Below are 26,653 nucleotides of genomic sequence, written 5' to 3' on the forward strand. Positions count from 1 at the left end.
TTAACGTATCAACCGCCCCTCAACTTATCAACCATTCAACCTATCAACTTATCAACTTACCAACCACTCAACCTATCAACTTATCCACCACTCAACCTATCAACCATTCAACCTATCAACTTATCAACCTATCAACTTACCAACTAATCAACCAACCATTCAACCAATCAACCTATCAACTTATCAACTTATCCACCACTCAACCTATCAACCGCCCCCCAACACCTCAATACCCAATACCTCAATACCGAATACCTCAATACCCAATACCCCAACACCTCAATACCCAATACCGAATACCTTAACTCCCCCGACCCGACTTCCCTACAAACTTTGCGGCTTCAATAAACGTACTCACCCAAATGTCTTTTTGATTTTGCTTTAGGAAGTGCAACAATTCGCTATGCGCTTTTAAAGAAACATTCAGCGAGTGTTCTCCGCCAACACCATGAAAGAGGAAAACAATTAGCTGTTTAGCATCCATTGCTTTTTTTACGAGCGCAATTAATTCTGCGCCGGTCTGCCCGTTTATGCTGTAGCAACCAATGTTGTACATATCACTACGGGATTTTTGTACCAGCTCATTTTGAACACCCCGGGCAGCAACAAAATCCCCTTTCAGCGCATCAAGGTAAAGTGAGTCGTTGATTTTAGTATCGCCGCACGGATAAGCGAATGTTCGCTCCCGCTTTCCATCTACGGCATATAGCAACGTGTTGGTCATCCTGATCTCGTCGCGCACCCGTTTCAGCGAATAAGTGGCGAGGTTATAATCTGCTGTAACAAAGCTCCTTCCGGGAAGGTTGCCATTGCAGGGATGAAACATGGTATGGTTGGCAAGCTCATGCTTATTGGCCGCAACCTTTTTCCACTCGGCAAGTCTGCCGGTGAATGCTGGTGATGAGCCGATCAGGAAAAATGTGCCTTTCAATTTCAGTGAATCGAGTGCAGGAATGACATTGTCAAGGTGCACATTCAAAGCATCATCGTAAGTAAGCACGACTGCACTTTTCTTCCCGTTCCACTCCTGCGCCGCGCTCGTCAGCGATAACATCCCCATTAGTAAAGCAAAAATCGACTTCATCATGGTTGAATTATTAAGGCCTTTTCCGGCCTCATTGATTTGGTTGCGCCAAAGGTATTGCGCCCGGACGACTTAATCATAGCATTCTATGACATCCGCTTCAGGCATTGTTGACCTAATGTGCAAAGCTGGAATGTACAAACGCCGTGCTAATGCTGCATGCGGAATGGGCCATACCGGACTGTGAAATCGTATTATATGCAAAATAATCTGTACGCTGTGCAACTCTGGCAATCACAACTTTCATCATAGCTAAATTGTATGAGCCGGGCCCATGTTTCACATCCTGTCTCAAACAATTTAATGCGTTAAGCGTCGTTTATATCTACGGTAAAATTTGAGCAAAATCAGAAAGCCTTTTGATGGTTGACAATCTTTGCCGATGAAAGTGGATTTTGCCTCGTGCGCTGCTAAACTTTGTTAGCATGTACCAGGCAAATTTCAAGTAAAAATTAATCTTAAACCCACGCCGGAAAATAAACCAAATAAGAACATTAAATTAGTTTTGCCTGATGCCCTACTCCCCTACCTACCCAGTAGACTTGATCGACGATATTCTCGAGGGTGCTTCTTTGGAAGAACTTGACCAGATATGCGGTGTCATCAAATTGGAAGCAAAGCTTTATCAAAAAGATGAACTTGAAGAAATTTTGTCGACCATCTTTCAAAAGAAAATCTTTCTTACATTTTGTGCCAATTGAGTAAGAGGCTAATTGGTTAGCCTCAATGTTTTATAGCTTGTACCGTGCTTGAACCAACATCGGTTCATCAAGTGAAACCGACCGTTCTACTTTACTTAAACTTCTTCTCCCGTACTGCAGGAGCATCTCAGCCTCCCTATTAATTGCAAACTAACGTGGATAGTGCAGACACCCGGGCCAACAACCCGGTGCCCTGCCGGCATTATAGTATAGTCCGTTAATCGCCTTGTTGTTTCCTCCTACACCTTATGCTGGATCTGCCCGGCAGCCCATCATGCTGAATGTGCATCATTTTCCATAACACAAAGGGAACAGTGCCATTTTTCCCCGTGCAATACGCACTGACGAAACCAACATCGACATTTTGCTAATTGTTAACAATGATTGCGATAAACCCGAAAGCAAAGCACCGTGCTGCACGTAAAAGTGATTGACCCGCAACAGCTTTCGGACAAACTAACCCGACTGGCGGGAGGGCTATAGCATTCTCAGATAATAAAAACCGGGAAACTTTTTTAAGTAACAGGGGCGCATAACACTTCGTTGCTGAACGAAACCCGCCGCAAAGCTTCTCACATCAGCCAATCCTCTTTGTACACACGCATTTCGGTAAGCATTTGCTAAATAAGGTGTCGGGACATCCGCGTACTGCGCAAATTCTCCCACCTATAACCATGAACGTTGTTCTGCCAATTGAAACAAGCCATTTGCGTTACAAGGAAAAACCTGTGACCCGATCAGCTTGAATGCTTACTATCCCTTTCGATAACTTTTAAAAAGTTGAGGCCTTACAGATGCCTTTGAATTTTTATGAACCATAAAACTCTAAAAGCGTTGGCGATTATTGGTGCTTTCCAGCTACTCACCGTTACCGTCCTGTAGTTCCGCCGATAAAGACAAAACGATAAAAGCTGATCTAACGACAAAAGCAAAAACAACGACCGAGTTTGCAGGAGTGGTTTTCCGGTTAGAAAACGGAACAGTAATCTTAAGCGGAGATTGCCCGAAGGAGAAAGCAAAAAGCACTGTAGAAAGTACTGTCAAGCAATTGTACGGGGTTAAAGGCATGGTCAGCAACATCCAGGTCGCCCCAGTAGTGCTTGGCACCGACCAGTTGTTGAAGCTTGCGGTTGACAGCGTGTTAATGAAATACGCCAGTGTGGAAGCAGTAACCCGGGACAGTGTGGTAAACCTGATGGGTAAGGTGGAAGATAAAGAGTTAGACAAGCTCACTGCAGAAATCCAGGAACTCCGGCCAAAAATAATACGGTCAAGCCTGTCTGTAATTCAACAACAATAAAAGTTAAAAGGCAATGTGGGGTAACTAAGGGGTAATTCTTGCTTTTGCTCCCTACACAAAACTTCGCTCAGTGAGTATTACGAACCAAACGGGTTAACCCCGGCGGGACTCGAAAACCTTATCCCTGAGTTTTTGAATAATGCGAATTACGATTTTGATATCGTGTTCCATTAGGAAAGTTGATAAACTCCATCCCTCGAGTAGATTGGCTGGCCTGGTGTGTTTTGTTGTTAAACCAAAACTGCCGGGTCAGTTCTTTTTAGGTTGCGTACAATTCAAGCAGCACCTACAAGAAAATATATGGGATTAGGACTTCAGTATGGCAGCACTTACCAATTTTAAAACGGGCTAAAAATAAATTGCACCTTAAACAAATACAAAGCGCAAATTAGCAATTACAATAAAAATTTAAGCAGCGCTGATAAAGCATTCAACAACTAAAGCGCAATTGAACAAAATAAATTTAATTTAGAACCAAACAATAAATTCGATTAAAGTTAAACTACCTTATTTTGCCCTTTAATAATTAATACACTTGCAATACATTCATGATTAACACAATGAATTTAGTTGATGTTCTTTTTCTATTTATATAACCTTTTTAATAAGCGGAATAAGTCCCTGTTTTCATCGGCAAATCCTGGTAAACCACCTCCATCTTCACTTTGGAATTATACAATTGATCGTTAATGTATTCTTCCCATTCTTCTTGCTTTTCTTTGTTTAAAGAATGATTCGTCTCTTCATCATATAAGTTCTGCATATCGTGATAAGCTGCTTTTACCTTATCAAATATTTCCTCTATTTCAGCTTCATAATTTTCTGAATATATGTAATTTTCAAACTCGAATTTTAACCGGTCTGCAAACAACTGTGCTATATTAAAATGCAATTGCTCATGCCGCAACAATTCGTCACTTTGCATTTCTTTTTTACGCCACGAATTATACCTGTCGAAATTTGCATAAACCTCAAACTGAAACTCGTTTGGACTGTAGAAAACGTAGTCGTAGGTTACATTGGCAAAACACTCCGCATCAAATCTACTTGTATCCTTAACCTCACCTTCAAAGTCTGCCCATTGCAGCAGTGGATTTTCAATCCACCGTTTACTATGTTCCTGTCCGTAAGTGGCGAAACATGCGATCAAAGTTAAGAGGGTAAGGACAAGTCGGCTCATGTTCTTAAACGATGGTTTTGTTAGGGATCAGGAGATTGTGTAACGATTTTGTCAACGTAAGCTGCCGGATTTCATCAAGAGAACACTCCTTCAACTTACCTTCCAAATGCATGATAATAAATGCAGATCATAAAAAAAACGGTTCCCGGAAAATTTAATTGTTCCGAAAACGCAAAATTTTTCTCTATTCTGTCATGTCAAAAAAATCTCATTGAAAACAGACTGATTATCAATTTTCAGGTAAGTGCAGCAAATTGCAGCTTGCGACGTGGTGCATTTTGAAAAGGAAACCGTCCTGAACTTTCGAACCGCAAAAACTTAAACTGAAGTGAGCAGATGTGATCGCATAAGTTTACGACCCCCCAATCGCTGGGCTATCTGTAACTCGATTGGTGCTGTGAATACGATATTGTACCATTACTAATTCAGGAGCCGGCGGCTGCAATCAAAACGGGGGCACGTACAAATGCGGCCATAAACACCTTTTATGACGGCACCAACACCTTGCTCGTCTCCTGTAATCCCATCTACCCTGTTTACGGTACGCTAACGCATATTAGTAAAGCATGCTTCATTTACCGTGCATCCTGATTACGTCCACCAGGAATATATCTTTTTATACTTATCAATAATAATGATAATTTCCTTTTACGATTTGATGACAGGAACCTGCAGGAACTATCCAAAACCAACAGCTACCCTACCGTTGTCACCCGGCAGTAAACATGTAAAATCAAGATTATGAGACAAAATGTGCCCTTGCGCATGGAATGGTCCTGTTTGCGGCGTGTATTATCCGCCCTTGTGCTACTTACCCTGGTGCTTATTACCGCAATTCCGATACAGGCAAAGGCATTCTTTCCGCCTGTTACTATTAAAGGTAAGGTTGTCGGTAACGACAATAAACCGCTCCAGAATGTATCGGTAAGTGTTGCCGGCACCTCGGCAGGAACCCTGACAGATGCCGATGGAACTTTTAGCATCAGTGCTCCCGATCGGGTGCGTGCGCTTGTATTTTCCCTGGTTGGCTATTCCACCTTACAAGTGATCGTGGAGAACGAAACCGAAATAAACGTTGTCCTTCAACAGAGCACAAGGGCACTCGAAGAAGTAACAGTTACCGGGTATACCGCGTACAACAGGAGCCAATAGGCGAGTGCTGCTACAACAGTTACTGCCGACAAGATAAATCAGGTTCCCATGACAGTTGACCAGGTACTTCAGGGAAGGGTTCCCGGGTTGGTTGTGGCCTCAGGCTCGGGGCAACCGGGCGCATCTGCCCGCGTTACCTTACGCGGAGTTAATACCATCACCGGAAGCACCAGCGTCCTCTACATTATGGACGGTATCCCCATTGAAAGCGGCAATCTGCAAAACATTAATCCTTCCGATATCGAGTCCGTCACCGTTTTGAAGGATGCTTCAGCCAAAGCCCTGTACGGGTCAAGGGGTTCCAATGGGGTAATTGTCATCACGACTAAACGGGGCAAATCTGGCCGGATAGCATTCGACTACAAGTCGCAGTATGGTTTCTCAAACCTCTCTTCTCCAACCTTTAAAATGATGAATGCAGCCGAACACCTTAGGTTTGAAGAAGAAGTGGGATTGGAAACCAACGCCGCCAATGCCGGTCCCGGTTGGACGTACTCTAGCAAAAACCCGGTTTATGCGACAAAAAGCCCTGCCGAACAACAACGCTACGACTTCATCCTCGACAGCCTGCGAAACATTAATACGGATTGGAGAAAGTTTTTCTTTCAAACGGGTAAGTTTATGGAACAACAGCTTAGTGCAAGTGGGGGATCTGAAAACATCCGCTTTTATAGCTCACTAAACTTCTACAACCAGGAGGGTATAGCAGTACGCTCAGGCATGAAAAGGTTCACCCTTAAAAACAATGTAGACTTCAATACAAAGCGTTTTACGGGTAGCATTAATCTTACGCTGGGCTACGCTGCGTCGAGTTTTATCGAGTCGGAAGGTGCCAGCAGTGGAAACAATCCTTTATCGGCAGTATACTATGCGCTTCCTTACGAATATCCATTTTATCCCAATGATACCCTGGTACACTCCGGTAATACCAGCCGGTTCCCGGTAATGGATCTCCGCGAAGGAAGTAATGCCTATGAACGGTTACTGAACACCAGCAACAAGTCAAACCAATTAAAAGGCATATGGGGCACCTCCTTAAATTATACCATTGCTGATGGGCTGGTCGCAAAAACCAGGTTTGGGATCGACTTCCGCCAGACGCTTGACGAAGCATTTATTAACCCCGACTCGTACTCAGGAACAAGGGTTACAAACGGTCGGAAAGGGAGCTTTTCTGAGGGTTCACGCCGGTACTTCGGCTTCACCTCAACCTCAGGGCTAACCTACTCAAAAAAGTTTGCAAGCCTGCACGATATCGAAGTCTCCGGCCTGTTCGAATACAACTTTTACGACAGCAAAAACTTCAATTACATAGGCTATGGGATCGAGGGCCGTCTACCCGAGACACCAGCCGGCATTACCGCAGGCTCAGCAACAAATTCCTTTATCCCGGTAATCGCGGGATCACGAACCAGTAGCGCGCTGAACTCCTATATTGCCATCGGACGTTATACTTTCAACGATAAGTATACCCTGAATGCAAGCTACCGTTATGATGGCTCCTCAACCGTTCCTGCAAACAACCGGTGGCATGGCTTCTATTCCATTGGCCTAAACTGGGAAGCTAAAAAGGAAAATTTTCTTGAAGACGTTGATCTTGTTTCAGGTCTTCGTGTTCGGGCGAGTTATGGCACAACTGCAAGCCCGTTTAGCCGCGACTTTGGTTATGTAGCCACCTATGTTTCTACTTCGTACGGCGGCAACCAGGGCATTCGCCCTTCAGCACCGGGCAATCCCGATTATGATTGGGAATATGCAAAAGAAGCTAACGTCGGTTTCGATCTTGGCTTACTTAAGAGCCGCCGTATCCGGGTGATCATGGATGTGTACGACAAAACCACGACTAACCTGTTCTTCAACCGGCCACTGTCCATTACTTCCGGCTTTAGCTTCTCTTTAATCAATAGCGGGTCGGTTAACAATCGCGGTATCGAGGTTGACCTGCAGGTTGACGTGATAAAAAACAAAACCCTTACCTGGACCGTTGGGGGCAACTACTCGTATAATAAAAACAAGGTTGTCGACCTCGGAGGCTCAGACGAATTCGAAAATGGCTTTACCGGTATCGTTCGGGTTGGATTGCCTCTTGGTAGTCATTTTGCGCCCAAATGGGCGGGTGTAGACCCTGCGACAGGTAACCCTCAGTATTATACCCGCGATGGACAAATTACAACCACGTACAACGCCGCACAACTGAATGTGGCCGAGTTCGGCACCTATCTGCCAGCAGTAACCGGTGGTTTAAACACCTCTTTACTTTGGAAAGGCCTAAGCATAAATGCGCTGTTTTCATATATGGATAAGGTGTTCCGCTACAACAACGAAGACTATTACAACGAAAATCCAAGCTTTAGAACCAGCAACCAGTCAACACGCATGTTATACGACCGGTGGAAAAAGCCCGGCGATATCGCCATCCTGCCAAGAATAGGGGCACCACGGAATTATACCTCCCGCGACATCTACGATGCATCATTTATCCGGTTCAGAAATCTGAATATAGGCTATAATCTCCCGATACAACTTGTTAACCGCATTGGCGGCATTAGGGGAATACATCTTTTTGTACAAGCCGAAAACCTGCACGTCTGGACGAAGTGGAGAGGCTTTGACCCTGAGAACGGCAATGAATATGCACGGTACAGCTATCCAAGTCCAAGAACCTATACTGCAGGACTTAATGTTAACTTCTAATTTTCTCAACTATGTTTTATATTAATAGCAATCGGATGCTAAGTTGTTTATTCAGCTTACTTGTTGTACTTGGCTTCTCCTGCAAAAAGCAACTTGACCTCTACCCTACCGACAGCATCGATGCCACCAAGGCGTTCAGGAGTCTGGCCGATATCAACCTTGGTATCATAGGCGCATATGCGGTGTTGGGCACCAGCCATATCAGCAATACCTCGCTGGTTTCCGACGAATGCATGCTCCCCTCCGAAAATTCCACTGGTGGTGGTGTCGCCACCCATCGGTGGCAATACGATGGCAGCAACGGTACGATCACTGGCGCCTTCAGCGAAAACTATATCGGCATCGACCGGGTTAACCGGGTACTTGCAGCGCTGGATATCGTTCCTTCATCGGCTGCTGAAACCGAAGTGAAAGAAAGATATCGTGGCGAACTACTCGCTTTGCGAGCCTATTGCCATTTCGAACTCTTGCGCAATTTTGCTTCACGCTACGAGCCGGGTGCTCTTGGTATCGCCTATATGGAAGAGTCAAAAACAGGGCTTCCATCTCGGCTCACTTTCGAAGCAAGTATAGCTAAGATAAAGGGCGACCTGACTGCTGCTAAATCATTACTCCCCGCATCTTTTGCCGATAGAAGCCGGATCACCAGGACAGCCATTCCCGCAATGCAGGCACGGGTAGCGCTTTACGAACGGAACTGGGTCGATGCAATTACGTACGCCACTGAGGCGATCAACCTGTTACCGCTTGCAACCAAAACCCAGTTTCCGGATATCTGGAAAGACCGCTCCGAAGCTGAAGTTTACTGGAAGCTTAAAAGGGCAAGCACGGCCGATGGCTTACTTGGAGCCTTCTACTTCAACACCAACAACACTGTTTTGTATGCACCTTCCATGAAACTCATGAACCTTTTTGATAAAACAAACGACATCCGTTTTAACGCTTACATTAAAATCGACAATACCCGGGGCACTGGTAAAACACCCAATATCGTGGTCAAATATGTCGGCGGAACTACTACGGTAAACCTTGCAGATGTAAAACTATACCGCACCGGCGAAATGTACCTCGTAAGGTCGGAAGCATATACAGAAACGGCAAAGCTCGCCGAAGCTGCGGCAGACCTCAATGAGCTGCGGGCTGCCAGGATCAATGGCTATAACAACCAAACGTTTTCCGGTGCACCGGAGCTCATTGACGTGATTTACAACGAACGATTCAAAGAACTCGCTTTCGAAGGTCATCGCTTTTTCGATTTGAGACGACGCAACTTAAACGTTGTCCGGGAACCTGCAGATGCCATCAACGCACTTGGCGCTGTGTTGTTAACACCGGCACAGGCACAGTATACATTTCCATTACCCGATGCTGAAATAAAGGCCAACAGAAACATGCAGCAGAATCCTTTGTATTAGATAACGTGGATCAAGGTATCAGGCGATCAATGTCGTTTCGTTATGCGCCTTGCTGGCTTAATTTGCCCGGTAATGAGCAAATCAATTGACACGCTGCTTAAGTAAATCGTATGATAACTATCCGTTCCTATGCCGGGTCCTTGCAAACACTACTGTCGAACTTCCCCTATTCAAATTTTTATTTCTACATTTGACACCACGATTGCCTGCCTACTTATCGCTAAAATTCGTACATGCATCTAACCCCTCGAGAGTCGGAGAAACTGCTTTTGTTCCTGGCAGGGGAACTGGCAGAAAAACGGAAAGCACGCGGACTAAAGCTTAACTATCCCGAAGCGATTGCCTTAATCAGCAGCAGGCTGCAGGAAGCTGCCCGTGATGGAAAAACCGTTGCTGAACTGATGCAATATGGCGCCACTATCCTGGCCCGCCACGATGTAATGGAAGGCATCCCTGAGATGATTCACGAGGTTCAAATCGAAGCAACCTTTCCCGATGGAACGAAACTGGTTACGGTACACGAACCGATCCGTTGATGCTTGACCTGAGGGATTTGCTTTTATTCTTCAGCAAAATCTGTTTAGGGCACCGCCCCGTTTTCGACTTACAAATTTTCATATCTACTTTTTACCGCGATTACTGCCAAAGCAGCCATTAACAAATAACAAATCCATGATACCCGGAGAATACATCTTAGCACAAGGCAATATCTTGTGTAACCAGGGGCGGGCCACCTGCAAAATAATAGTTTCCAACACCGGCGACAGGCCGGTACAGGTAGGTTCTCACTTTCATTTCTTCGAAGTAAATCGCTACCTCCGTTTTGATCGGGAACCAGCATTCGGGAAGCGGCTAAACATTGCTGCAGGAACAGCTGTACGCTTCGAGCCGGGAGAAGAAAAGGAAGTGGAGCTTGTTGAATATGGCGGTCTGAAACAGGTACATGGTTTTCACAACCTGGTGAATGGAGAAACAGGCACACAAAACAAAAAGGACGCCTTACAACGCCTTGCCGAGCGCAACTTTTTGCCATAACACAAATTCAAATACATTTTTTGTTTGCCGATCAGTAATACTTCAACTCTAACTTAAGCGAATGAGCCTCGAGATAAACCGTTTCAAGTACGCAAACATGTATGGGCCAACAACCGGCGATAAGGTGCGGCTTGGTGATACCGAACTCTTTATTGAAATCGAAAAAGACTATACTGTTTACGGCGACGAAGCAAAGTTTGGTGGGGGTAAAACCATCCGGGATGGTATGGCACAATCAGCAACCCGCACCCGCGACGAGGGTGTACCCGACCTGGTGATTACAAGTGTGATGATCATAGATCATTGGGGCATTGTTAAAGCCGATATTGCGATTAAAGATGGTCATATCATTGGGATTGGAAAAGCGGGTAATCCCGATACCATGGACGGCATTCATGACAATATGGTAATAGGTGCGTCTACAGAAGTTCATGGTGGGGCGGGACTAATTGCTACGGCAGGTGGGATCGATACACATATCCACTTCATTTGTCCTCAATTAATCGACCACGCGCTTTTCAGTGGCATCACAACCATGTTTGGCGGCGGTACCGGGCCGGCTGATGGCACCAATGCAACTACGGTAACGCCAGGTGCATGGAACATTCAAAAAATGCTGGAAGCAGCTGAAGCATTCCCGATGAACCTTGGATTTCTGGGTAAAGGAAACTGTGCAACGACGGCACCGTTAACGGAGCAAATTGAAGCAGGTGCCATCGGGCTTAAGATCCACGAAGACTGGGGCGCCACCCCTGCTGTGATCGACGCGTCGCTAAAGGTTGCCGACGCCCTGGATGTACAAGTTGCAATACATACCGATACACTAAACGAAACGGGATTTCTTGAGGATACGATGGCAGCAATAGCAGGAAGGGTCATCCATACCTACCACACCGAAGGAGCTGGTGGCGGGCATGCACCCGACATCATCAAAGCTGCCCAATACCAGAATGTGCTGCCATCTTCAACCAATCCTACACGGCCATATACCATCAACACCATAGACGAACACCTCGACATGCTGATGGTATGTCATCATCTTGATAAAACGGTACCCGAGGATGTGGCTTTTGCCGACAGCCGGATCAGGCCGGAAACAATCGCCGCCGAAGACATCCTGCACGATTTGGGGGTATTTAGCATGATGAGCTCGGATAGCCAGGCCATGGGCAGGGTTGCCGAAGTAATTACCCGTACCTGGCAAACCGCCGACAAAATGAAGAAACAACGCGGACCATTGCTGGAAGACGAAAGCAAGGGTAACGATAACTTCAGGGTCAAAAGGTATGTGGCAAAATATACCATCAACCCGGCAATAACACATGGCATATCGAAACACGTGGGCTCCCTTGAGCCAGGAAAGTTTGCCGACCTGGTCTTATGGAAACCCGCATTGTTTGGTGCAAAGCCCGAAATAATCATTAAAGGGGGTATGATCATCGGCGCTAGAATGGGCGATCCAAATGCATCCATACCCACCCCCCAGCCAGTAATTTACCGGCACATGTTTGGGGCGTATGGCAAAGCGGTACTCAACACCTGTATTACGTTTGTTTCGAAGATCGCCATTGAAAACGGGCGCATCAATTCCTATGGTCTGGAGAAAAAAGTGGTCGCAGTCGAAAACTGTCGAAATGTTTCCAAATCCGACCTCGTTCATAATGATAAAACCCCGCAAATTGACGTTAACCCTGAAACCTACGAAGTGCGAGTGGATGGTGAACATATTACCTGTGAACCGCTCGAAGTAGTTTCGTTAGCGCAACGATACTTTCTATTCTAATGCTGAAGCAATTATTCAGAATAGATAGAAAAAGATATACGAGTCAATATTCGCGCGCACTGAGCAGGGTAGAAATTGAAGACTCAATTTCGATGAGTTAAGCCGCTTGCTTCACTAAACCACATAGATTTAGTAACCACCAATCAATTTAGCAAGGCCAGAAAAGTCAAACATTATGCTGATCACACAACTACCGGGTAAACAACTAGCTGGCGGGGAAATGGGCCGGGTGGACTACCTGCCTCTGGAATGGTATGAGTGCAATAAACGCATCCTGCATAAGCAAACCCAAATGGGTCAACCGGTAAGACTTAAATTTCTAAAAGAGAGCCCACGATTGCAGCAAGGGGATATTTTGTTTGAGGACGAGTCATTATTAATTGCGGTTGAAATCATCCCTTGCGAGGTCATCGTGTTAACGCCAACATCCATCCTTGATGCTGCTGCGATTTGTTATGAGATCGGCAATAAGCACCTGCCGCTCTTTTATGAAGCGAACGAACTACTGGTTCCTTACGAAGCACCCCTGCACCGGCTGATGAAAGCTTCTGGTTATGCCGTTAAAGTTGAAAAGAGGAAGCTGCTGAGTACAATAAACACCTCTGTATTGCCGCATATGCATTCGGGTTCGGGATCGCTGTTTAGCAGAATCGTACAACTAACCAATAGCTGATGTTTAGCCCCGAACTACTTCACTTGTTACACCTGTGTGATCCTGCAATCCCTGTTGGAAGTTTCTCCCATTCGGCAGGTTTGGAAACCTATGTTCAGGCGGGAACGGTAAACAATAAAGAAACGGCACAGGCGTTTATTGAACAACAATTGTCGGAAAACTTCAGGAATAATGATGCCGCCTTTGCTTCACTTGCCTGGACCGCTGCTAAAGAAGATGACGCAAGAAAGATACATGAGTTGGACGATATTTGCACAGCCGTTAAGCTCGCGATGGAAATGCGGATCGCAAGTCAAAAAACGGGTACCCGGCTTATGAAAATATTTGCCGGTATGATTAGCACGAAACCATTCTCCAGCTATTGGAAAGCATCATCAAACGGCACACTCTTCGGTCATTACTGCCTTGCTTTTGGTTTAATCGCACACGGACTTGGGTTAACTAAAAACGATATGCTTACAGGCTTCTACTATAGTGCAGCATCGGCCTTTACCACGAATTGCGTAAAACTGGTACCACTGGGGCAGCAACAGGGGCAGGAGTTATTGGTTGGACTATTTCCGTTGATAACTTCGCTTGTTGACCAAACACTCACACCTAATCCTGCTTACCTCGGACGCTGTTGCCCGGGTTTCGACCTTGCTTCCATGCAACACGAACAATTGTATTCCAGACTATATATGTCCTAAGCTATTCAAGCCAACTACCTCCACGAAATTAGTACAATCCAGCGCTCAACCAGTTCATCTTGCATAAGCACTGCGGACGCTTATTGCCTTTTAAGAAACCTGGTAAATTGGGGCAGTTTCAAACAGTTTACTCAAAATCAAATACTGTAAATGAGTTGATCTGGCGTGCGTTAAAAAACTCTCCAAAAAAAATATATTACTATTTTGCAGCAGCGGAAAAATGAATTAAATTAAGGAAGAATAACACGATCATTTGATGAACTTTATGGAAAATATGATGTTGATTAAAAAATACCTTTAAAATACCTGCTGTCGATGGATAACGAAGCCGAACTGGAAGTTTCAAGAATAAAAGCTGTACACAAATACAAACTTATTGATACCTCACATCAACACGACCTGGAAGATTTGATTGAAGTTGCATCTGATGTATGTGGAACCCCGGTTGCCTTAATCACCTTAATTGACGATACCACCCAATACTTCAAAGTAAAAAAAGGCATTGATTGGCACTCCTCCACACGCGAAGAGTCCTTTTGCAAATTCACCATTGCGCAAGACAGTGTACTCGTAATTGAAGACACCCTGCTCGACAATAGAATTGATCCGAACGGTTTGTTTGCCGGAACGTTTGGGGTGAGGTTCTACGCCGGGGCCCCGCTTACCACACCAGATGGATTTCACATCGGGAGTTTATGTGTCGCAAACAATCAACCCCAACAACTCGATGCTTTCCAAATCAGTTGCCTTCAAAAGCTTGCTGCTCTTGCGATGGAACGAATGGAAGGGTGCTTAAATTTTAAGGCCCTGGAAGATCAGCAGGAAAATATGACAGAGGTTCGCTAACGATTAGATAAATCCATTTTGCTTATTATATACCGGCGCAATAATCATCAGAACTTCATACCAAGCCCAACTTTAATGGCGTGGTTATAAGAGTTCATGGTTCTGCTTGCATCTACTCTTGAAAAGCCATAATCGTAAGCAGCGTTAATGTTGAATCCATTAGCAAACTCATAACCTATACCACCGGTGAGGGCAGCATCCCAGCGATTGAATTGAGGACTGGCATCGATTTTAGTATTCAATAAATTAATACCAAAAACACCGGCTGTTGCACGAAGGTCAGCGTTCAACAAATAAGAAATTTGAGGTCCCGCGAATAATTGAAAGCCATTGAAATTTGTTTTTATTACAACAGGCAAGTCGATGTATTGCGTATTTAAACGCGCCTTTGCATTTGCACCCAGGAAGCTCATTCCTTTAACATTGAACGACCCATTTAGTACATATCCTTTTTGAGAATAGTAAATCGCCGGTTCAATTAAAAACTGTTCAGTAATTGGAATATTTACATATCCACCGGCGAAGAAACCAGTTCGATTTGTTGGATTAATCATACCGTTTGAAAAGTCAAGCAGATTTTTAAAACTGCTGATTGCATCACCACGCATACCTGTTGAAGATGCTCCTGCACGAACACCAAATGACGTTGTTTGTTGGGCGAATATCATCGTGCAGAAAATTAAGCTGATGGAAAATAAAAGTGTTTTTTTCATAACAGGGCGAACGGGGGTTTTTGGTCGTTCGTTCGATCAAAAGCAAATTGTTGCCCAGTTTTTTGCTTTGCTATCTAAGCTTTTGTTAAAGCAACAAATGAGTTTTAATGAGTTATAAACAAGATGGCACCGCCATTTTTTGGAAGGTATATATAAGCGAATGGTTGCGGTATACGAATGCTACAAAAGTGGCCGGTTACTAAAAATGCTTGTACTGATTATTCCGGCTCAGCAAACTGGTTGTACCACCGGTACTACTTTTTTGGCAACGCGAAGAAGAGTGTGCTTACCTTAATTCGAAGCCATAACATCCACGTTGAACATTGGAAAACAAATCCGCTTAAACTTTTCCGTCGGACTACTGTTGCATTCTGCCTAATCCAATCTGAGGAACTGCGAGCGCCGGTTAGCATTGTTGTAAGCTAATGTTGCGACCACACGGCTTTCATCACCTATCACCCGCAGTCGTATATCTCCTTCCTTCATGTAACCTGGCAAACCCATAAACTTGCTTACGCTAATCCGAAGCACCGTGAACTTTAAAATCATGTATGTTGAAAAATAAAGACGCTTTATTCTTGAGCTGGCTTCAAGATATCCTGATTCATTTTACTGCAGTTAACGCCAGGAACATCATTTTTTACTTCATCCATTATGAAGCATGTTCGTTCAAAACGCACAACAATTCGTTACTACAAACAGCGGCGCGGCAGGCGCATGTTTCGGATCGCTCCAACAAGGTCTAAGCCCAAAACAATGGTTGTAAAATCACGTTCAGTTTACATTTGCTCCCGGGTGTTGTTCGTGCCTCCGGATCATACCTGTCATGGCGTTATTATTGCAACGCTGCTGGGATAACGATATCAAAAACGTACACTTCAACTTACCGATATTATGAAAGTATTTACCACTATAGCTTTTTTAGTCCTCCTAGCGTGCAATCAGAAACAACCGGACAAAGCTGATCAAAACAACAATAGACCCGACACCCCCCTAAGTACAACACCTCCGGTTGACACTATGCTGAATACAAAGCAGGAAAAGGATACGATGTTGCTGCAAACAGCAACACGTTTATTGCAGGCCATGAAGGCCAAAAACTTTACGGAGGTAGCAGCGGGTATACACGCCGGTAAAGGCGTACGTTTTGTTACTTATGGCTATATTGATACCAATAAGCAGAAGGCATTTTCAAAAGAAGAATTCCTGACCTTAACGAAACAACAGGAAACACGCAACTGGGGTATATATGATGGAAGTGGTGACCCCATCAATCTTACGCTCCCGAAATATTTCGGTCGCTTTGTATACGATGTCGACTTTCTCAACGCAAATAAAACAGTCAACAAGGTCATCGGTAATACAGCAATCAACAACATTAAAACCGTGTATCCTCAAAGCAATTTTGTGCAATATTACTTTGAAGGTATTGATCCAAAATTTGGCGGCATGGACTGGAAAAGCCTCATAATGGTTTTCGAAGAAAATGATCATAATTTCCGCCTTGTTGCCGTTATACATGATCAATGGAAGTCGTAGCTCCTCCAAAAAAGTTTGCACTATAATTTACCTCGTTACCGGCTTGCCTGCACCGGTGCCGGAACCTCAGGATGTATACGCCCCCAAAAATTAAAAGCACGATATTTACATACTTTATGATGTTGAGCCGCGTCTTTCTTGTACTGATCAGAAAGTTTAAGCCACTCATCCGGTGGAATACATTGAGCTTCATCCGTAGCTACATCGAAGCGCACACCCGAAGTCGTTTTTGCCTGCAAATGAAACAGCCTGGCAGGAAGATCCAGGTCGCCCGCCACGGGCCAGATTTCTGCGCGATTGTTACAGGCGGTAATCATCCATTTACCACCCGGACTTAGCATTGCACTGTTTACCTGTTTTTCGTGTAAAACAGGCTTCCCGATTTCCTGTCGGGTTAATACGTTCCACAGGTGAGCCGACCTGTCCCATCCGCTTGTAACCACAAATTTCTCATCATCACTGAATACTGCACTATTTACTGCCGCCCGGTGTTTCATAGAAGGACCGGCCTGTCTGCCCGTAGTTGCATCCCATATGTGGGCTGTCATGTCCCAACTGGATGTAAGCACCAATCCTCCATCTGAACTAAAAACTGCACTTCGTACCTGGTCGTCGTGCCTGAACATAGTAAGTATTCTGCCGCTCACAAGATCTACCCGGTAAGCCGCACTGTCTTCACAACCGATCAGTATGCTTTGTTTATCGGGGTGCAACATCGCGCTGTTTATAGCAGCGTTGTGCGTAAACGAGTCTATGCACTTTACAGCGGCAGTTGAATATTCCCAAACCCTTACCAGGTTACCTCTTGAAACGGTGAGAAAACGAGAATTATCGGTGCCAAATGCTGCGTGGTTTACCGCTGCCTGGTGCGGCAGCCGATGTAACAACTTGCCCTGAACCGACCATATGGCTGCGGTCGAATCGGTTGACGCGGTAAGAATCAATGTGGACGTTTTATCAAAAACTGCACTATTCACAAATCCCCTGTGTTGCAGTACAACCGGAGGATTACTAGTTGAGTCCAGGTGCCAAACCCGTGCTGTTGAGTCAGCAGATGCAGTTAACACATACTTTTCGTCGGCACTTACCACCCCGCTTTTTACCACACCGGAATGTGTGAATGTTCGCGTTTGCGCACGTTGTTGGGTTGGCAGGAGTTGCCATATCCGTAAGCTTTTATCCCAACCACCAGTGGCAATACGCTTCCCATCAATCGCAAAAGCAAGGCCATACACAGGACCTTCATGCTTCATAACGGCACCCACCTGCAACCCTGTTCCGGGGTCGATCAACCTGATGTTCCCATCCTTGCCTCCGGCAAGGAGCCAGTCCCCACTTTTATTAAAGGCGAGGTTCGAAACGATTGCCTCTTGTTTGTAGCTGTTAAGTACTGTACCGTTGAGCGCATCACAAAACCGGATGGAAGAGTCGCTGCTGTTGACAACTATGTTTTTTCCATCTGGCGTAAATGCGGCTACACGAACACCCATGTTTTCGATGATGGTGGATAGCTTACGCGAACGTGTGTCGAAAACGCTGACGCGGTTATCTGCGGAAACCGCAGCAAAACTTTCACCGCCTGGGCTAAATAACACCCCTATCACTGCCGCATCCTGCTGAAGAAAGAAAACCTGTTTACCGCTGTTAACATCTAACAGCCGGATGGTACTATCAGCTCCGGCTGTTAGTACCATTGTACCATCAGGGCTAAAGGTGCCACTGAGTACAGCTGCAGGATGCGCGAAAACCCGGCGTTTCTGATGCGTTCGGGCGTCCCATAGAATAGCGTCATGATCATTTGATGCGGTCAGTATCAGGTTTCCGTCACGACTAAATTCTGCACTGTTTACCGGCTGGCGATGTTGAAGAATTGCTGTTGTTCCGCCCGTAAGAGGGTCCACTATCTGAGCAGTACCATCGTTAAGTGCAAGGAGGACAAACTTACCCTGCGGATCGAACTGAACGTCCGTGATAACATCATTTACGCTTACCACTGAGGAAAGTACGGCTTGCGGTAAAGAAGCCTCAGCATCAATATAGAGAGCGCTTTTGATTGTTGGGTCATCGGTAATGTCGGCAGACTCTGCCAGGTAATGGAGTGACTCAAGCAGTTGATTTGACTTGCGTGCAGCCAGGCTGCTTTTCCAGTAGTTCAAAGCGAGCTCACGTTGTTGCCTCAGCCGGTCCTGGTACACATATATGGCAAACGCAGCTACAAAAAGCAGAACGATCAGCACCAGGGAAAGTAAGACAGCCCGGTTCCTGATCTTTCTTACACGTGCACGCTTTTCCTCCTGTTCACTTTGTTCAAGGTAAGTTATTGCATATTCAAAATCGGCGTGGTACCGCCGGGCCCATGCTGCTTTTGGTTGAAATGTATTTCGCCAGTGCATAGCCTGGTGGAGCTCATTATCGCTAAGCAGGTTCTTCTGTTTTTTCCGGTATAACTCCGCCGACTCGTTGAGGCGCAACAGGACCTTCGATGCTTCCGTTTCTTCGTTGACCCATTCGTTCAGGGTTTTCCATTGCCGGATCAGGCTCTCATGAGAGATATCTAACAGCAGGTCGTCTTTGTCTTTAATCTCCGAAACAATCAGGAAGGAACGGTCGTCTGCAGCAAACCGTTCAATGATACTTATCAGTTCGCTCCTCGTTGATCCGGTTTCGGCTTCAAGATCGCTGAGCCGTATGGGCCGGCGCACCTTCCGTTCATTTTCATCAACAGTGGTGAGCGCCTGGAACAGCCTTTTGGTAAGCTGAAGTTCCGCATCCTCCATCCCGGTAAGCGCTTCGTCGGCATGATTCGACAGGGCGTTCTCCAGCCCGCCGATGCTCTCATAATCTTTGAGGTCGAGCTCGCGGTTGCCGCCAAGCGCATAGTCGCGATCCCAAATGCGCATAAGAGCATGCTGGAGCAAGGGAAGTTCATCTTTTACAACCTGGGCATCATTCAACAACCTGGTTAAAAGACCGGGATTGATCTTTCCATCACTCAACCGTACCGGCCCTTCAATGGCACTTTTGAGTTGTATACGCGTGAGCCTTGGTACAAGGTACTGGCTTTGGTTTATTGCTTCGGGAAGGCCATAGAAAGCTGCACAGTCGCCTATAAAATCGGACCGCATGGTAATAACCGTGTAGATCGGTAGTGCCTTATGCGCAGCTAGTTCAAGTAAGATGTTTACGAAATCAATTGCTTCATCTTTTCGGCCCACCTCCGGTTGATCAAGTGAAAAGCGAAAGAGTTCCTCAAACTGATCAATGAGTAAGAAAACATTTGCATTGTCGCCCCAGAGCGGTTCCAGGATGTCGAGTAACGCTTGTGCCCCTTCTTCTTTCACCTGCTGCTCAAGAACGGTAGCATCAATGCCAATGGGATTACCAGCAGTATCAAGTACTGCGTCTGCAAGGTTACACAGCGGACTCTGCCCAGGCTTCATGGTAGTGATCATCCACCGGTCCCGGTCATTTACCAGGTAACCGCCTTTTAATGCAGGAATGAGCCCGGCTTTGATGATAGAAGACTTTCCGCTGCCGGAACTACCTATAACCGCTACAAAGTGGTGATCGTGCAAACGCTGGAGCAAGTCACGGGTTTGTTCCTGCCGGCCAAAAAACAACAGGCTTTCGTCCGACTCGAAAGCACGGAGTCCAACAAAAGGGTTGCTCCCGGCTGCACTCATACTGCGGCCTTTATGTTTTGTAAAAACTGGTTAAGGGTTAATGAATCCAATGATGGCTTGTCGCTGTTGTTGAGGACCTTAACCTTGATAAATCTTTGTTGTAGCATTTTGTCGTCCGGGTCTTTGCGCGGGGGAAGCATATAAACGTAAAACTGTTCTATAGGGTAGTCGTTACTTACAATGTATTGCCGGGCAGCCTTCATGCGTTCAGACACCCATTCGCCACTCACTTTGCCATAAAAGAATACGAGGTTATTTACCTGGCTGATCCGGTCCTCAAGAATATTAATGTTTTTCTTGGGATCATCTTCCTGTGGATTTATAAAGGGCTGAATATCGTTCTCCAATAAATTTTTGCAAAGTTCTAATGCATACAATTGATCGTTATAATGGGTGTCAAGAAGTACGGACACTTTATTGCCCGAGGCTGGCCGTTTTGCTTTGAGTTTTATTTGTTCTGCCATTCCGATGATCTGCCCGGGAAGCTCACTTTTTATACCCCGGATAAAATCAATCTCCTTAGGATAATCGCCTTCTTCAATCTTTGTGATGAAGGCTTTGTACGACTCTTCCTCAATTTCTGAAATGTCTAAATCACCAGGAACCCAAATTAATTGCGGCTTATCTGATGACAGGCAAATTTTGCCCTGTTTTTGCGGATACCAGGTAATCTCGTCGCCATCAACCTCCCTGCCGGGGAACTGGTCGAACAGGTTAACCAATAAGTCGGACTGCCCTATTCTATCGTTAACCACGTCTTCGTGTTCGGCTGCCTCATAAGGTGGAGGAACGTCGCTGATGATACGGTACCCTGATTTTTGCAACTCCGTAATGGTACGCTTACGTATAGTACGAAGGCTGTCTGGCACATCCCCGAAAAAGATGGTGAAGGTGTCATCCTCTTCTACCTCTTCGGACTTCTTTGGAAATGCTTCCAATAGGGTTACAAGCGAGTCCGTCAGGTCTTGTAACTGCTGACGGAACCGTGGTGTCTGCAGATCGAGTGGATGGCCGCGATCGTCTTTATCTTCCGCATCATGAAAAGGAAAACCGGTGGTACCGCTTAACTCGGCAGGCCAGGATGTAAAAGGCAGGTTATAGAGCAATACATTAAACAGCCGGGAGTGTTTGCCCACTTTCAGCCCAAGGGGATGCGATTGAGCAGAAGATGTAAAAAGCTCCATCTCCTTTTTACAATATTTCGACTTTAAGTAAGCCGGAGAGTTAAGGCATAAGATAATAGCAGACTTTTTTATGCCGTCAGCAATTGCATCGTCGAACATCACACCACCATCAAGCCGCTTATCATCCCACCAGATTTTTACATCTTTTGTTCCGATCGATTGCCACAATGAAACTGTAAGGTCGTTGTAGAATTGCTCTATCCAACCCAGTGCCTGTCCCGACTTTCTCTCGTTATCTATGTGCGAATAACTAATGAAAATATCAAAATCAAAATTGTCGAGATATGCCATCGGGAGGCTTTATTTGAAAAATTAGACAATGAGCCAATACCGTTTAACTAAGCGTTGTTTTTTCTAACCCAACCAATTATTCCGAAACATTTCTATAGGCAAACTACAGGGTTCGTGAAGACTTAATGAAACGAAATGGATAATGAAGGTTGAATTTACATTGTTCAGGTGCATAAACAAAATACAACTTTTAAGGCTAAGGTAAAAGCACTGCAGACTAAACAACCCAGGTAAGACTTAACAGTAGACCAGTGGCAACTGAAAAACGAAAGGGGTTCACGATGCTTAAACAAGAAATTGCTTCCTTTGTTGCAATGACGGAGCCGGGTGGCTGATTATGATAACCTAAAGAGATGTACGCATTTTTAATTTAAACGAATAGCGTGCTTGTGGAGGTTTATTATCTCCGGAACAACGTACTGCTATAATTTAAACAAATTGTAATCGGATATATCTACTACACATATTGAGTGGGCCGCATCATTGTTCTGCATATCCTTAGGCATCTACCAGCACAGGGTAACACTAAACGAAATCATTTCGTAACAGGGAAACACGCCATCTAACCAACAGATCTAGATTGCAGTAAAGCAGTTCATCACAATAGGCTTCCGGATGCAACTGAATTACAAACACAAAGTTGTAAATACCCGTCTTCTAAATGCTTAATCGACTTTAATCAGGATCGTCAGGGGCTTATTTGTGCCCGTTGATCTTTTGCTTTTGATAAACAAGTCTTTGATATCAATATCTGCAGGCTTGGTCAACTTGTGATCAAGCATATTCATACTCCAGAATTTGTATATCGAGGTTAATGGTAATGATACCTGTGTAGTAGAGGCAAGCTGGCTAACCGTTTTGGCATTAATCTCCGGGTTTTTGTAATTGTATAGTCCACGAACGGTATAGAATATCCGGTACGTTGCATTTAGATCTGGTGCACTTAGCAGGGGTTCAACAGGAGCTGTTCCTTTGCGAAATACGACTACGTTTAATGGCAATAACGCATCAGCAGGAGCCGGCAGGTAAGGCTGCTCATACCCCTCGCCTCCGGTATAGCTGGCAAACGATACCTTCATATGTGCAGGCGCGTTTTGCCTTTTGCCGGCGAAACGTTCAGAACTTAACTTTTGCGGGAACCGGTTGAACGCAAATTTTGCCGATACCACGAGTTCATTGAGATCGGTGAGCACTTCCTGAAGGTGGCCACTTACTTGTACGTTGCCCGGGTTTGATCCGCTTCTCAGAACATATAGCAACTCTGAAAGCAAGCTATTGATCAACCCGGCAGACACACGGTTTATGCTTCCTGCTTCACCCTTAAGATTTGCGAGGGCCTGGTTTAGTTCCTTTATACGACCGGCAAGGTTATCAGGATACCTGTTCACATAGGCGGAGGAATTCAGGCTGTCGCTTAATTGTAGCAAACGCTCTGCTTCTTTGCTGTCCGGGGTCAGGTCAGTTGCATAAGCACGATTAAATCCTTCGGCCTTAGCAGGAGATACCACGGGCAATTGCGGCAGTTTAGGTTTGTGGCTCAAACTAACAAACTTAACCCTCGCCAGTTCGGGATTTAATGCAAGAAAAAGGTCTATCGCATCTATGCTGTATGCAATCCCCTGCTGCATAAGTCTGAACCCAATGTACTCCTTAACCGGAATAAGCGTATCCTTTTTTCCACCGGATGCGTATTCGTTTGCAATGTTGTCCCAGTATTCACTTTTACGCTCCGTGAACGGTATGTAAAATGAGCCAGGTTCGTTGAGCGTGATGGGATTGGTGTTTTCATTGGTCTCGCCATATTGAAACGCTTCTACCCTGCTAAACCCTTCATTGTCTATCAACACCGGCGACGTTCGATTAAGATTTAGCGCCCGCACACGCGTGATATACCGCCGCCCGGGTTTCAACACATCGCGATACAGGTTTGCATCGAAGAGAAAAGTGGTTGATGGCAATTGGGCTTTCCTGAAGATGTAAGGATTATTGAGCGCGTCGGTAATGGTTTGATTGTCGAGGATCTCCCGTACTTCAAATTCATAAGTAAAGGTGCGGTTCGCAAGCGCGCAACTTGCCATCGGGGGTGTCCAGGTAAAGATGGTGGTGGGTAATGGTTTTATTACCGTGATGTTAGTGTTAAGTGCAAGACTATTTATTGGTTGGGTAAACTGCGGTGCTGATGCTTTATAACAGACTTCAAACGTTGGGCAGTTTGTCGGTTGTACGCTGCGAATTTCATCGTTCGCAAAATTTCTTACTTCTATGCAGAGCTGGTACCTGCCTTCAGGAACCTTATAATTAATGCCATCCCGAAGATCGTTGAAACTGATCCCGCTTACGACAACGTCAGCCTCGCGAAAATTGCCGAAGGCCTCAGAGAGCACCCTGTTGTTGACAATAAACGGTTGACCCGGTGGAAGCGTGATCGGTGCAGCCGGACGATACTTTTCATTTAGCCTGATGGTAATTTCAGGCAGCGGAAAGATTCTCCTCAGCGAACCAAGCAAACGGACCTGGGCCGGCGGATTGTTCGCCGGATTGGTTAACGTAACGAAAATACCACGCCCTGCATTTGACAATGCTTGGTTGATAAACAGGTCAATAGGTGGATTCACCGACGTTGTAACGACAATGTTTTGCTGTGCAATGCCAACCTGTACCATAGCAGGAAAAACCAGTATGGTCAATATCACGATGATCGTTGCCTTTCTCATTTGTTTGCACGAAGCTTTAAAAATAATAGTTGTAAGATATACCACTTGCCAGGTTCCTTGAAACTACGGCAGACGGAATAGAACCATATACCCTTGCATTAAATAAATTGGGTGGCGTATAAACATAGTTTGCAAAAACGTTGATCGCATGTTTTTTGGCCTGGTAACCCGTAGATAGTGAATAAGTAATGTTTCGTTGTGTACTGCCGATATCCAGGCTGTTGATCAGGTAGCCAATATTTCCTTCTACATTAAGATTCCTGTTTTTTAGAAATTGTGCCGAAGTTCCCACTGTTGCACCATAGGAGGTGTATTCGCTGAACGACTGCTTGTAATTCGAATAGATCCCGTTTATCGAAAAGCTGTAGGGCTTATTTACCAGGCTTAACGTATAGTTCAGTGAAGATGACAAGTTTGTGGTGTTTCCTAGCGGACCAGAAAATTGGTTTTGGTCTTTTAAGGTGGAGTAATTAACATTGGCCGACACAAAATGAAGCTTGTTTCCCTTTGTGATATTGTAAGAAGGGTTGATATTGAATTGCGAACTTTTTTGTTCGAGTCGAAAGGAATCTTTCACCGGCAGCTTTCCACCCTTCTGCCTGAAGTCGTAGCCCGAGTAGCTAACATTTAAACTGGTATGTTGATCGAGCATCGTGTAAACGCTTATGCTGCCCAGTTGGGTTTGCAATTCACTAAGCAGGTTTTTATTCAGGTTGTTGTGCTGGGTGCTAAGGTTTGTATTAACGGTAGCCTTTCCGTTTGCTATCGTAAAATAATTCGACCAGGATACCAGTTCTATATCATTCACCAGGTATGGGGTTCCAAGGGACCTGAAATCCGGTTGAACCCTGCGATAACCGATGTTACTGTTAAAGCCCTTGAAGTTAAAGGTTAAAGACGACTGCCCCGCAAAGCTCGCCAGCGAACTTGCATTTACATTAATAAAGTTCCCAAGGCTTTTCCGTACGATCTTATCGTAAGCGTTGAAGTTGCTGGAGTCAATATCCAGGCTTGTGAACGATAAATCTCTTGTGATGCCGCTAAGTGCACCGTCTGCAGTGAACACAACTTTCTTAAACAGCGTAATCTTCATAGCCCCTCCTACAACTGAATTTTCCTGTGCGGGCAGTGAGTTGTTTTTTGCAAACGCAGTAGTGCTATCGTCTTTTGCATGAAAGTACATGAGGTCGAAATAATTTGAAGTGCTGCCAACACCTACTTTAACGCCATAACCGGTTCGCGAATATTGCGGCATCCGGTAATTATTGCTGTCTTCAAATTCGGAGATTGCCTTGTTGAGACCACCGTAAAATGCTGCAAAACGAAACAGCTTAGGATTGAGTTCGATGCCAACTCCGCGAAAGCTTTGGTTTTCGAAAATCAGTGGTGAGAAAGGTATGGTGCGATAGCCCAGGTGAACCTTCGCCCACTTGTAAGTCGGGCTTATTCCCATTTGAAAATACGGCTTAAGATTGCTCTTGCTGTATTGATTGATCACGAGGGAGATTGGCATAGAAAACTCACCCGTTTTTGCAATCATACTTCCGTAAACGTTCCATGCAAACGGCGGACGGGTAAAGTTGCGTTCATTGCTGGTATAGTCGCCTTCGTTGGATTTATAGAAGTTCGCGGATGTGCCTATGCTGCCGATTATGCTAAATGGTTTTGGCTGATTTGGCTGGGTTACATCCTGGGCATAGCTGGAGGAAAATGCCGGGATGGTTAAAAGGCAAACCAATGTTTTCATGAAATCCATGGATCAAGTGTTTCTTTTGCTGTTCTGATAACCGGGCTTTTTATCGTATATGGATTAACAGGTACCATCACCTACTATGTAAACACAGGGTAGTAACGGATGGTCTGGTAAAGTAGGGAGAAATTGATGTAAATGCAAGCAAATGTTAAAATGACCCAACAAATACATTTAAATGTTTACGGGCTTAAATTTCTGCATATCAGTTTGCTGGTCAGCCAGCA

At 45.2% G+C, this 26,653-nt stretch carries 19 protein-coding genes; 12 read left to right on the forward strand and 7 right to left on the reverse strand.

The annotated features are described in order from the left end of the window. Window positions 1-301: 301 nt before the first annotated feature. On the reverse strand, window positions 302-1,087 hold the full coding sequence (locus EXU57_RS15285; RefSeq protein ID WP_207955493.1) for a polysaccharide deacetylase family protein: 786 nt from the start codon (window positions 1,085-1,087) through the stop codon (window positions 302-304). A 509-nt stretch (window positions 1,088-1,596) separates the two neighbouring features. Between EXU57_RS15285 and EXU57_RS15290 the strand changes: the two genes are divergently transcribed. Both EXU57_RS15290 and EXU57_RS15295 read left to right on the forward strand, forming a co-directional pair. Further along, window positions 1,597-1,785, forward strand: a complete 189-nt coding sequence (locus EXU57_RS15290; RefSeq protein WP_133269100.1) for a hypothetical protein — start codon at window positions 1,597-1,599, stop codon at window positions 1,783-1,785. 847 nt (window positions 1,786-2,632) lie between these two features. Continuing rightward, the gene (locus EXU57_RS15295) at window positions 2,633-3,085 is read left to right on the forward strand and encodes a BON domain-containing protein (protein WP_165958164.1); all 453 of its coding nucleotides are present in this window, start codon (window positions 2,633-2,635) and stop codon (window positions 3,083-3,085) included. A 601-nt stretch (window positions 3,086-3,686) separates the two neighbouring features. On the opposite strand, the gene EXU57_RS15300 is transcribed toward EXU57_RS15295, so the two are convergent. After that, window positions 3,687-4,265 carry a hypothetical protein gene (locus tag EXU57_RS15300; RefSeq protein ID WP_133269102.1) on the reverse strand — a complete coding sequence of 193 codons (579 nt, stop codon included), beginning with the start codon at window positions 4,263-4,265 and terminating at the stop codon, window positions 3,687-3,689. A 741-nt stretch (window positions 4,266-5,006) separates the two neighbouring features. On the opposite strand from EXU57_RS15300, the gene EXU57_RS15305 reads away from it, so the two are divergent. From EXU57_RS15305 to EXU57_RS15345, 9 genes are all read left to right on the forward strand, one after another. Further along, entirely contained in the window at window positions 5,007-5,417 is a 411-nt protein-coding gene (locus EXU57_RS15305; RefSeq protein WP_133269103.1) for a carboxypeptidase-like regulatory domain-containing protein, read from the forward strand. A gap of 48 nt (window positions 5,418-5,465) precedes the next feature. Continuing rightward, the gene (locus EXU57_RS15310; RefSeq protein WP_133269104.1) at window positions 5,466-8,111 is read left to right on the forward strand and encodes a SusC/RagA family TonB-linked outer membrane protein; all 2,646 of its coding nucleotides are present in this window, start codon (window positions 5,466-5,468) and stop codon (window positions 8,109-8,111) included. Between the two features lie 35 nt (window positions 8,112-8,146). After that, complete coding sequence (locus tag EXU57_RS15315; protein ID WP_133269192.1) at window positions 8,147-9,526, forward strand: RagB/SusD family nutrient uptake outer membrane protein; 1,380 nt, start codon at window positions 8,147-8,149, stop codon at window positions 9,524-9,526. Between the two features lie 233 nt (window positions 9,527-9,759). Further along, complete coding sequence (ureA, locus tag EXU57_RS15320; protein ID WP_133269105.1) at window positions 9,760-10,062, forward strand: urease subunit gamma; 303 nt, start codon at window positions 9,760-9,762, stop codon at window positions 10,060-10,062. 136 nt (window positions 10,063-10,198) lie between these two features. Continuing rightward, entirely contained in the window at window positions 10,199-10,561 is a 363-nt protein-coding gene (ureB, locus tag EXU57_RS15325) for an urease subunit beta (RefSeq protein WP_133269106.1), read from the forward strand. Between the two features lie 61 nt (window positions 10,562-10,622). Further along, window positions 10,623-12,344 carry an urease subunit alpha gene (ureC, locus tag EXU57_RS15330; protein WP_133269107.1) on the forward strand — a complete coding sequence of 574 codons (1,722 nt, stop codon included), beginning with the start codon at window positions 10,623-10,625 and terminating at the stop codon, window positions 12,342-12,344. Window positions 12,345-12,519: 175 nt separating this feature from the next. Further along, the gene (locus EXU57_RS15335; protein ID WP_133269108.1) at window positions 12,520-13,017 is read left to right on the forward strand and encodes an urease accessory protein UreE; all 498 of its coding nucleotides are present in this window, start codon (window positions 12,520-12,522) and stop codon (window positions 13,015-13,017) included. Beyond that, window positions 13,017-13,706, forward strand: coding sequence for an urease accessory protein UreF (locus EXU57_RS15340; protein ID WP_133269109.1), 690 nt, complete (start codon window positions 13,017-13,019; stop codon window positions 13,704-13,706). The genes EXU57_RS15335 and EXU57_RS15340 overlap by 1 nt, the downstream gene beginning before the upstream one ends. Window positions 13,707-14,021: 315 nt before the next feature. Next, window positions 14,022-14,552: a GAF domain-containing protein gene (locus EXU57_RS15345; RefSeq protein WP_133269110.1), complete on the forward strand. Its 531-nt coding sequence runs from the start codon at window positions 14,022-14,024 to the stop codon at window positions 14,550-14,552. A 47-nt stretch (window positions 14,553-14,599) separates the two neighbouring features. Here the strand turns inward: EXU57_RS15345 and EXU57_RS15350 are convergent, their stop codons facing one another. After that, window positions 14,600-15,265, reverse strand: coding sequence for a porin family protein (locus EXU57_RS15350; protein WP_133269111.1), 666 nt, complete (start codon window positions 15,263-15,265; stop codon window positions 14,600-14,602). 894 nt (window positions 15,266-16,159) lie between these two features. Between EXU57_RS15350 and EXU57_RS15355 the strand changes: the two genes are divergently transcribed. Continuing rightward, entirely contained in the window at window positions 16,160-16,804 is a 645-nt protein-coding gene (locus EXU57_RS15355) for a hypothetical protein (RefSeq protein WP_133269112.1), read from the forward strand. A gap of 35 nt (window positions 16,805-16,839) precedes the next feature. Here the strand turns inward: EXU57_RS15355 and EXU57_RS15360 are convergent, their stop codons facing one another. The 4 genes from EXU57_RS15360 to EXU57_RS15375 form a co-directional block, all read right to left on the reverse strand. Continuing rightward, window positions 16,840-20,487, reverse strand: coding sequence for a WD40 repeat domain-containing protein (locus EXU57_RS15360; protein ID WP_133269113.1), 3,648 nt, complete (start codon window positions 20,485-20,487; stop codon window positions 16,840-16,842). Beyond that, a complete protein-coding gene (locus EXU57_RS15365) occupies window positions 20,484-21,962 on the reverse strand; it encodes a toll/interleukin-1 receptor domain-containing protein (RefSeq protein ID WP_133269114.1) in 1,479 nt (492 codons plus the stop codon). The genes EXU57_RS15360 and EXU57_RS15365 overlap by 4 nt, the downstream gene beginning before the upstream one ends. Window positions 21,963-22,627: 665 nt before the next feature. Continuing rightward, a complete protein-coding gene (locus tag EXU57_RS15370; RefSeq protein WP_133269115.1) occupies window positions 22,628-24,676 on the reverse strand; it encodes a hypothetical protein in 2,049 nt (682 codons plus the stop codon). A gap of 16 nt (window positions 24,677-24,692) precedes the next feature. Next, window positions 24,693-26,432, reverse strand: coding sequence for a hypothetical protein (locus tag EXU57_RS15375; protein WP_133269116.1), 1,740 nt, complete (start codon window positions 26,430-26,432; stop codon window positions 24,693-24,695). Window positions 26,433-26,653: the final 221 nt, after the last annotated feature.

The organism is Segetibacter sp. 3557_3 (genome assembly GCF_004354985.1).
GTDB lineage: Bacteria > Bacteroidota > Bacteroidia > Chitinophagales > Chitinophagaceae > Segetibacter.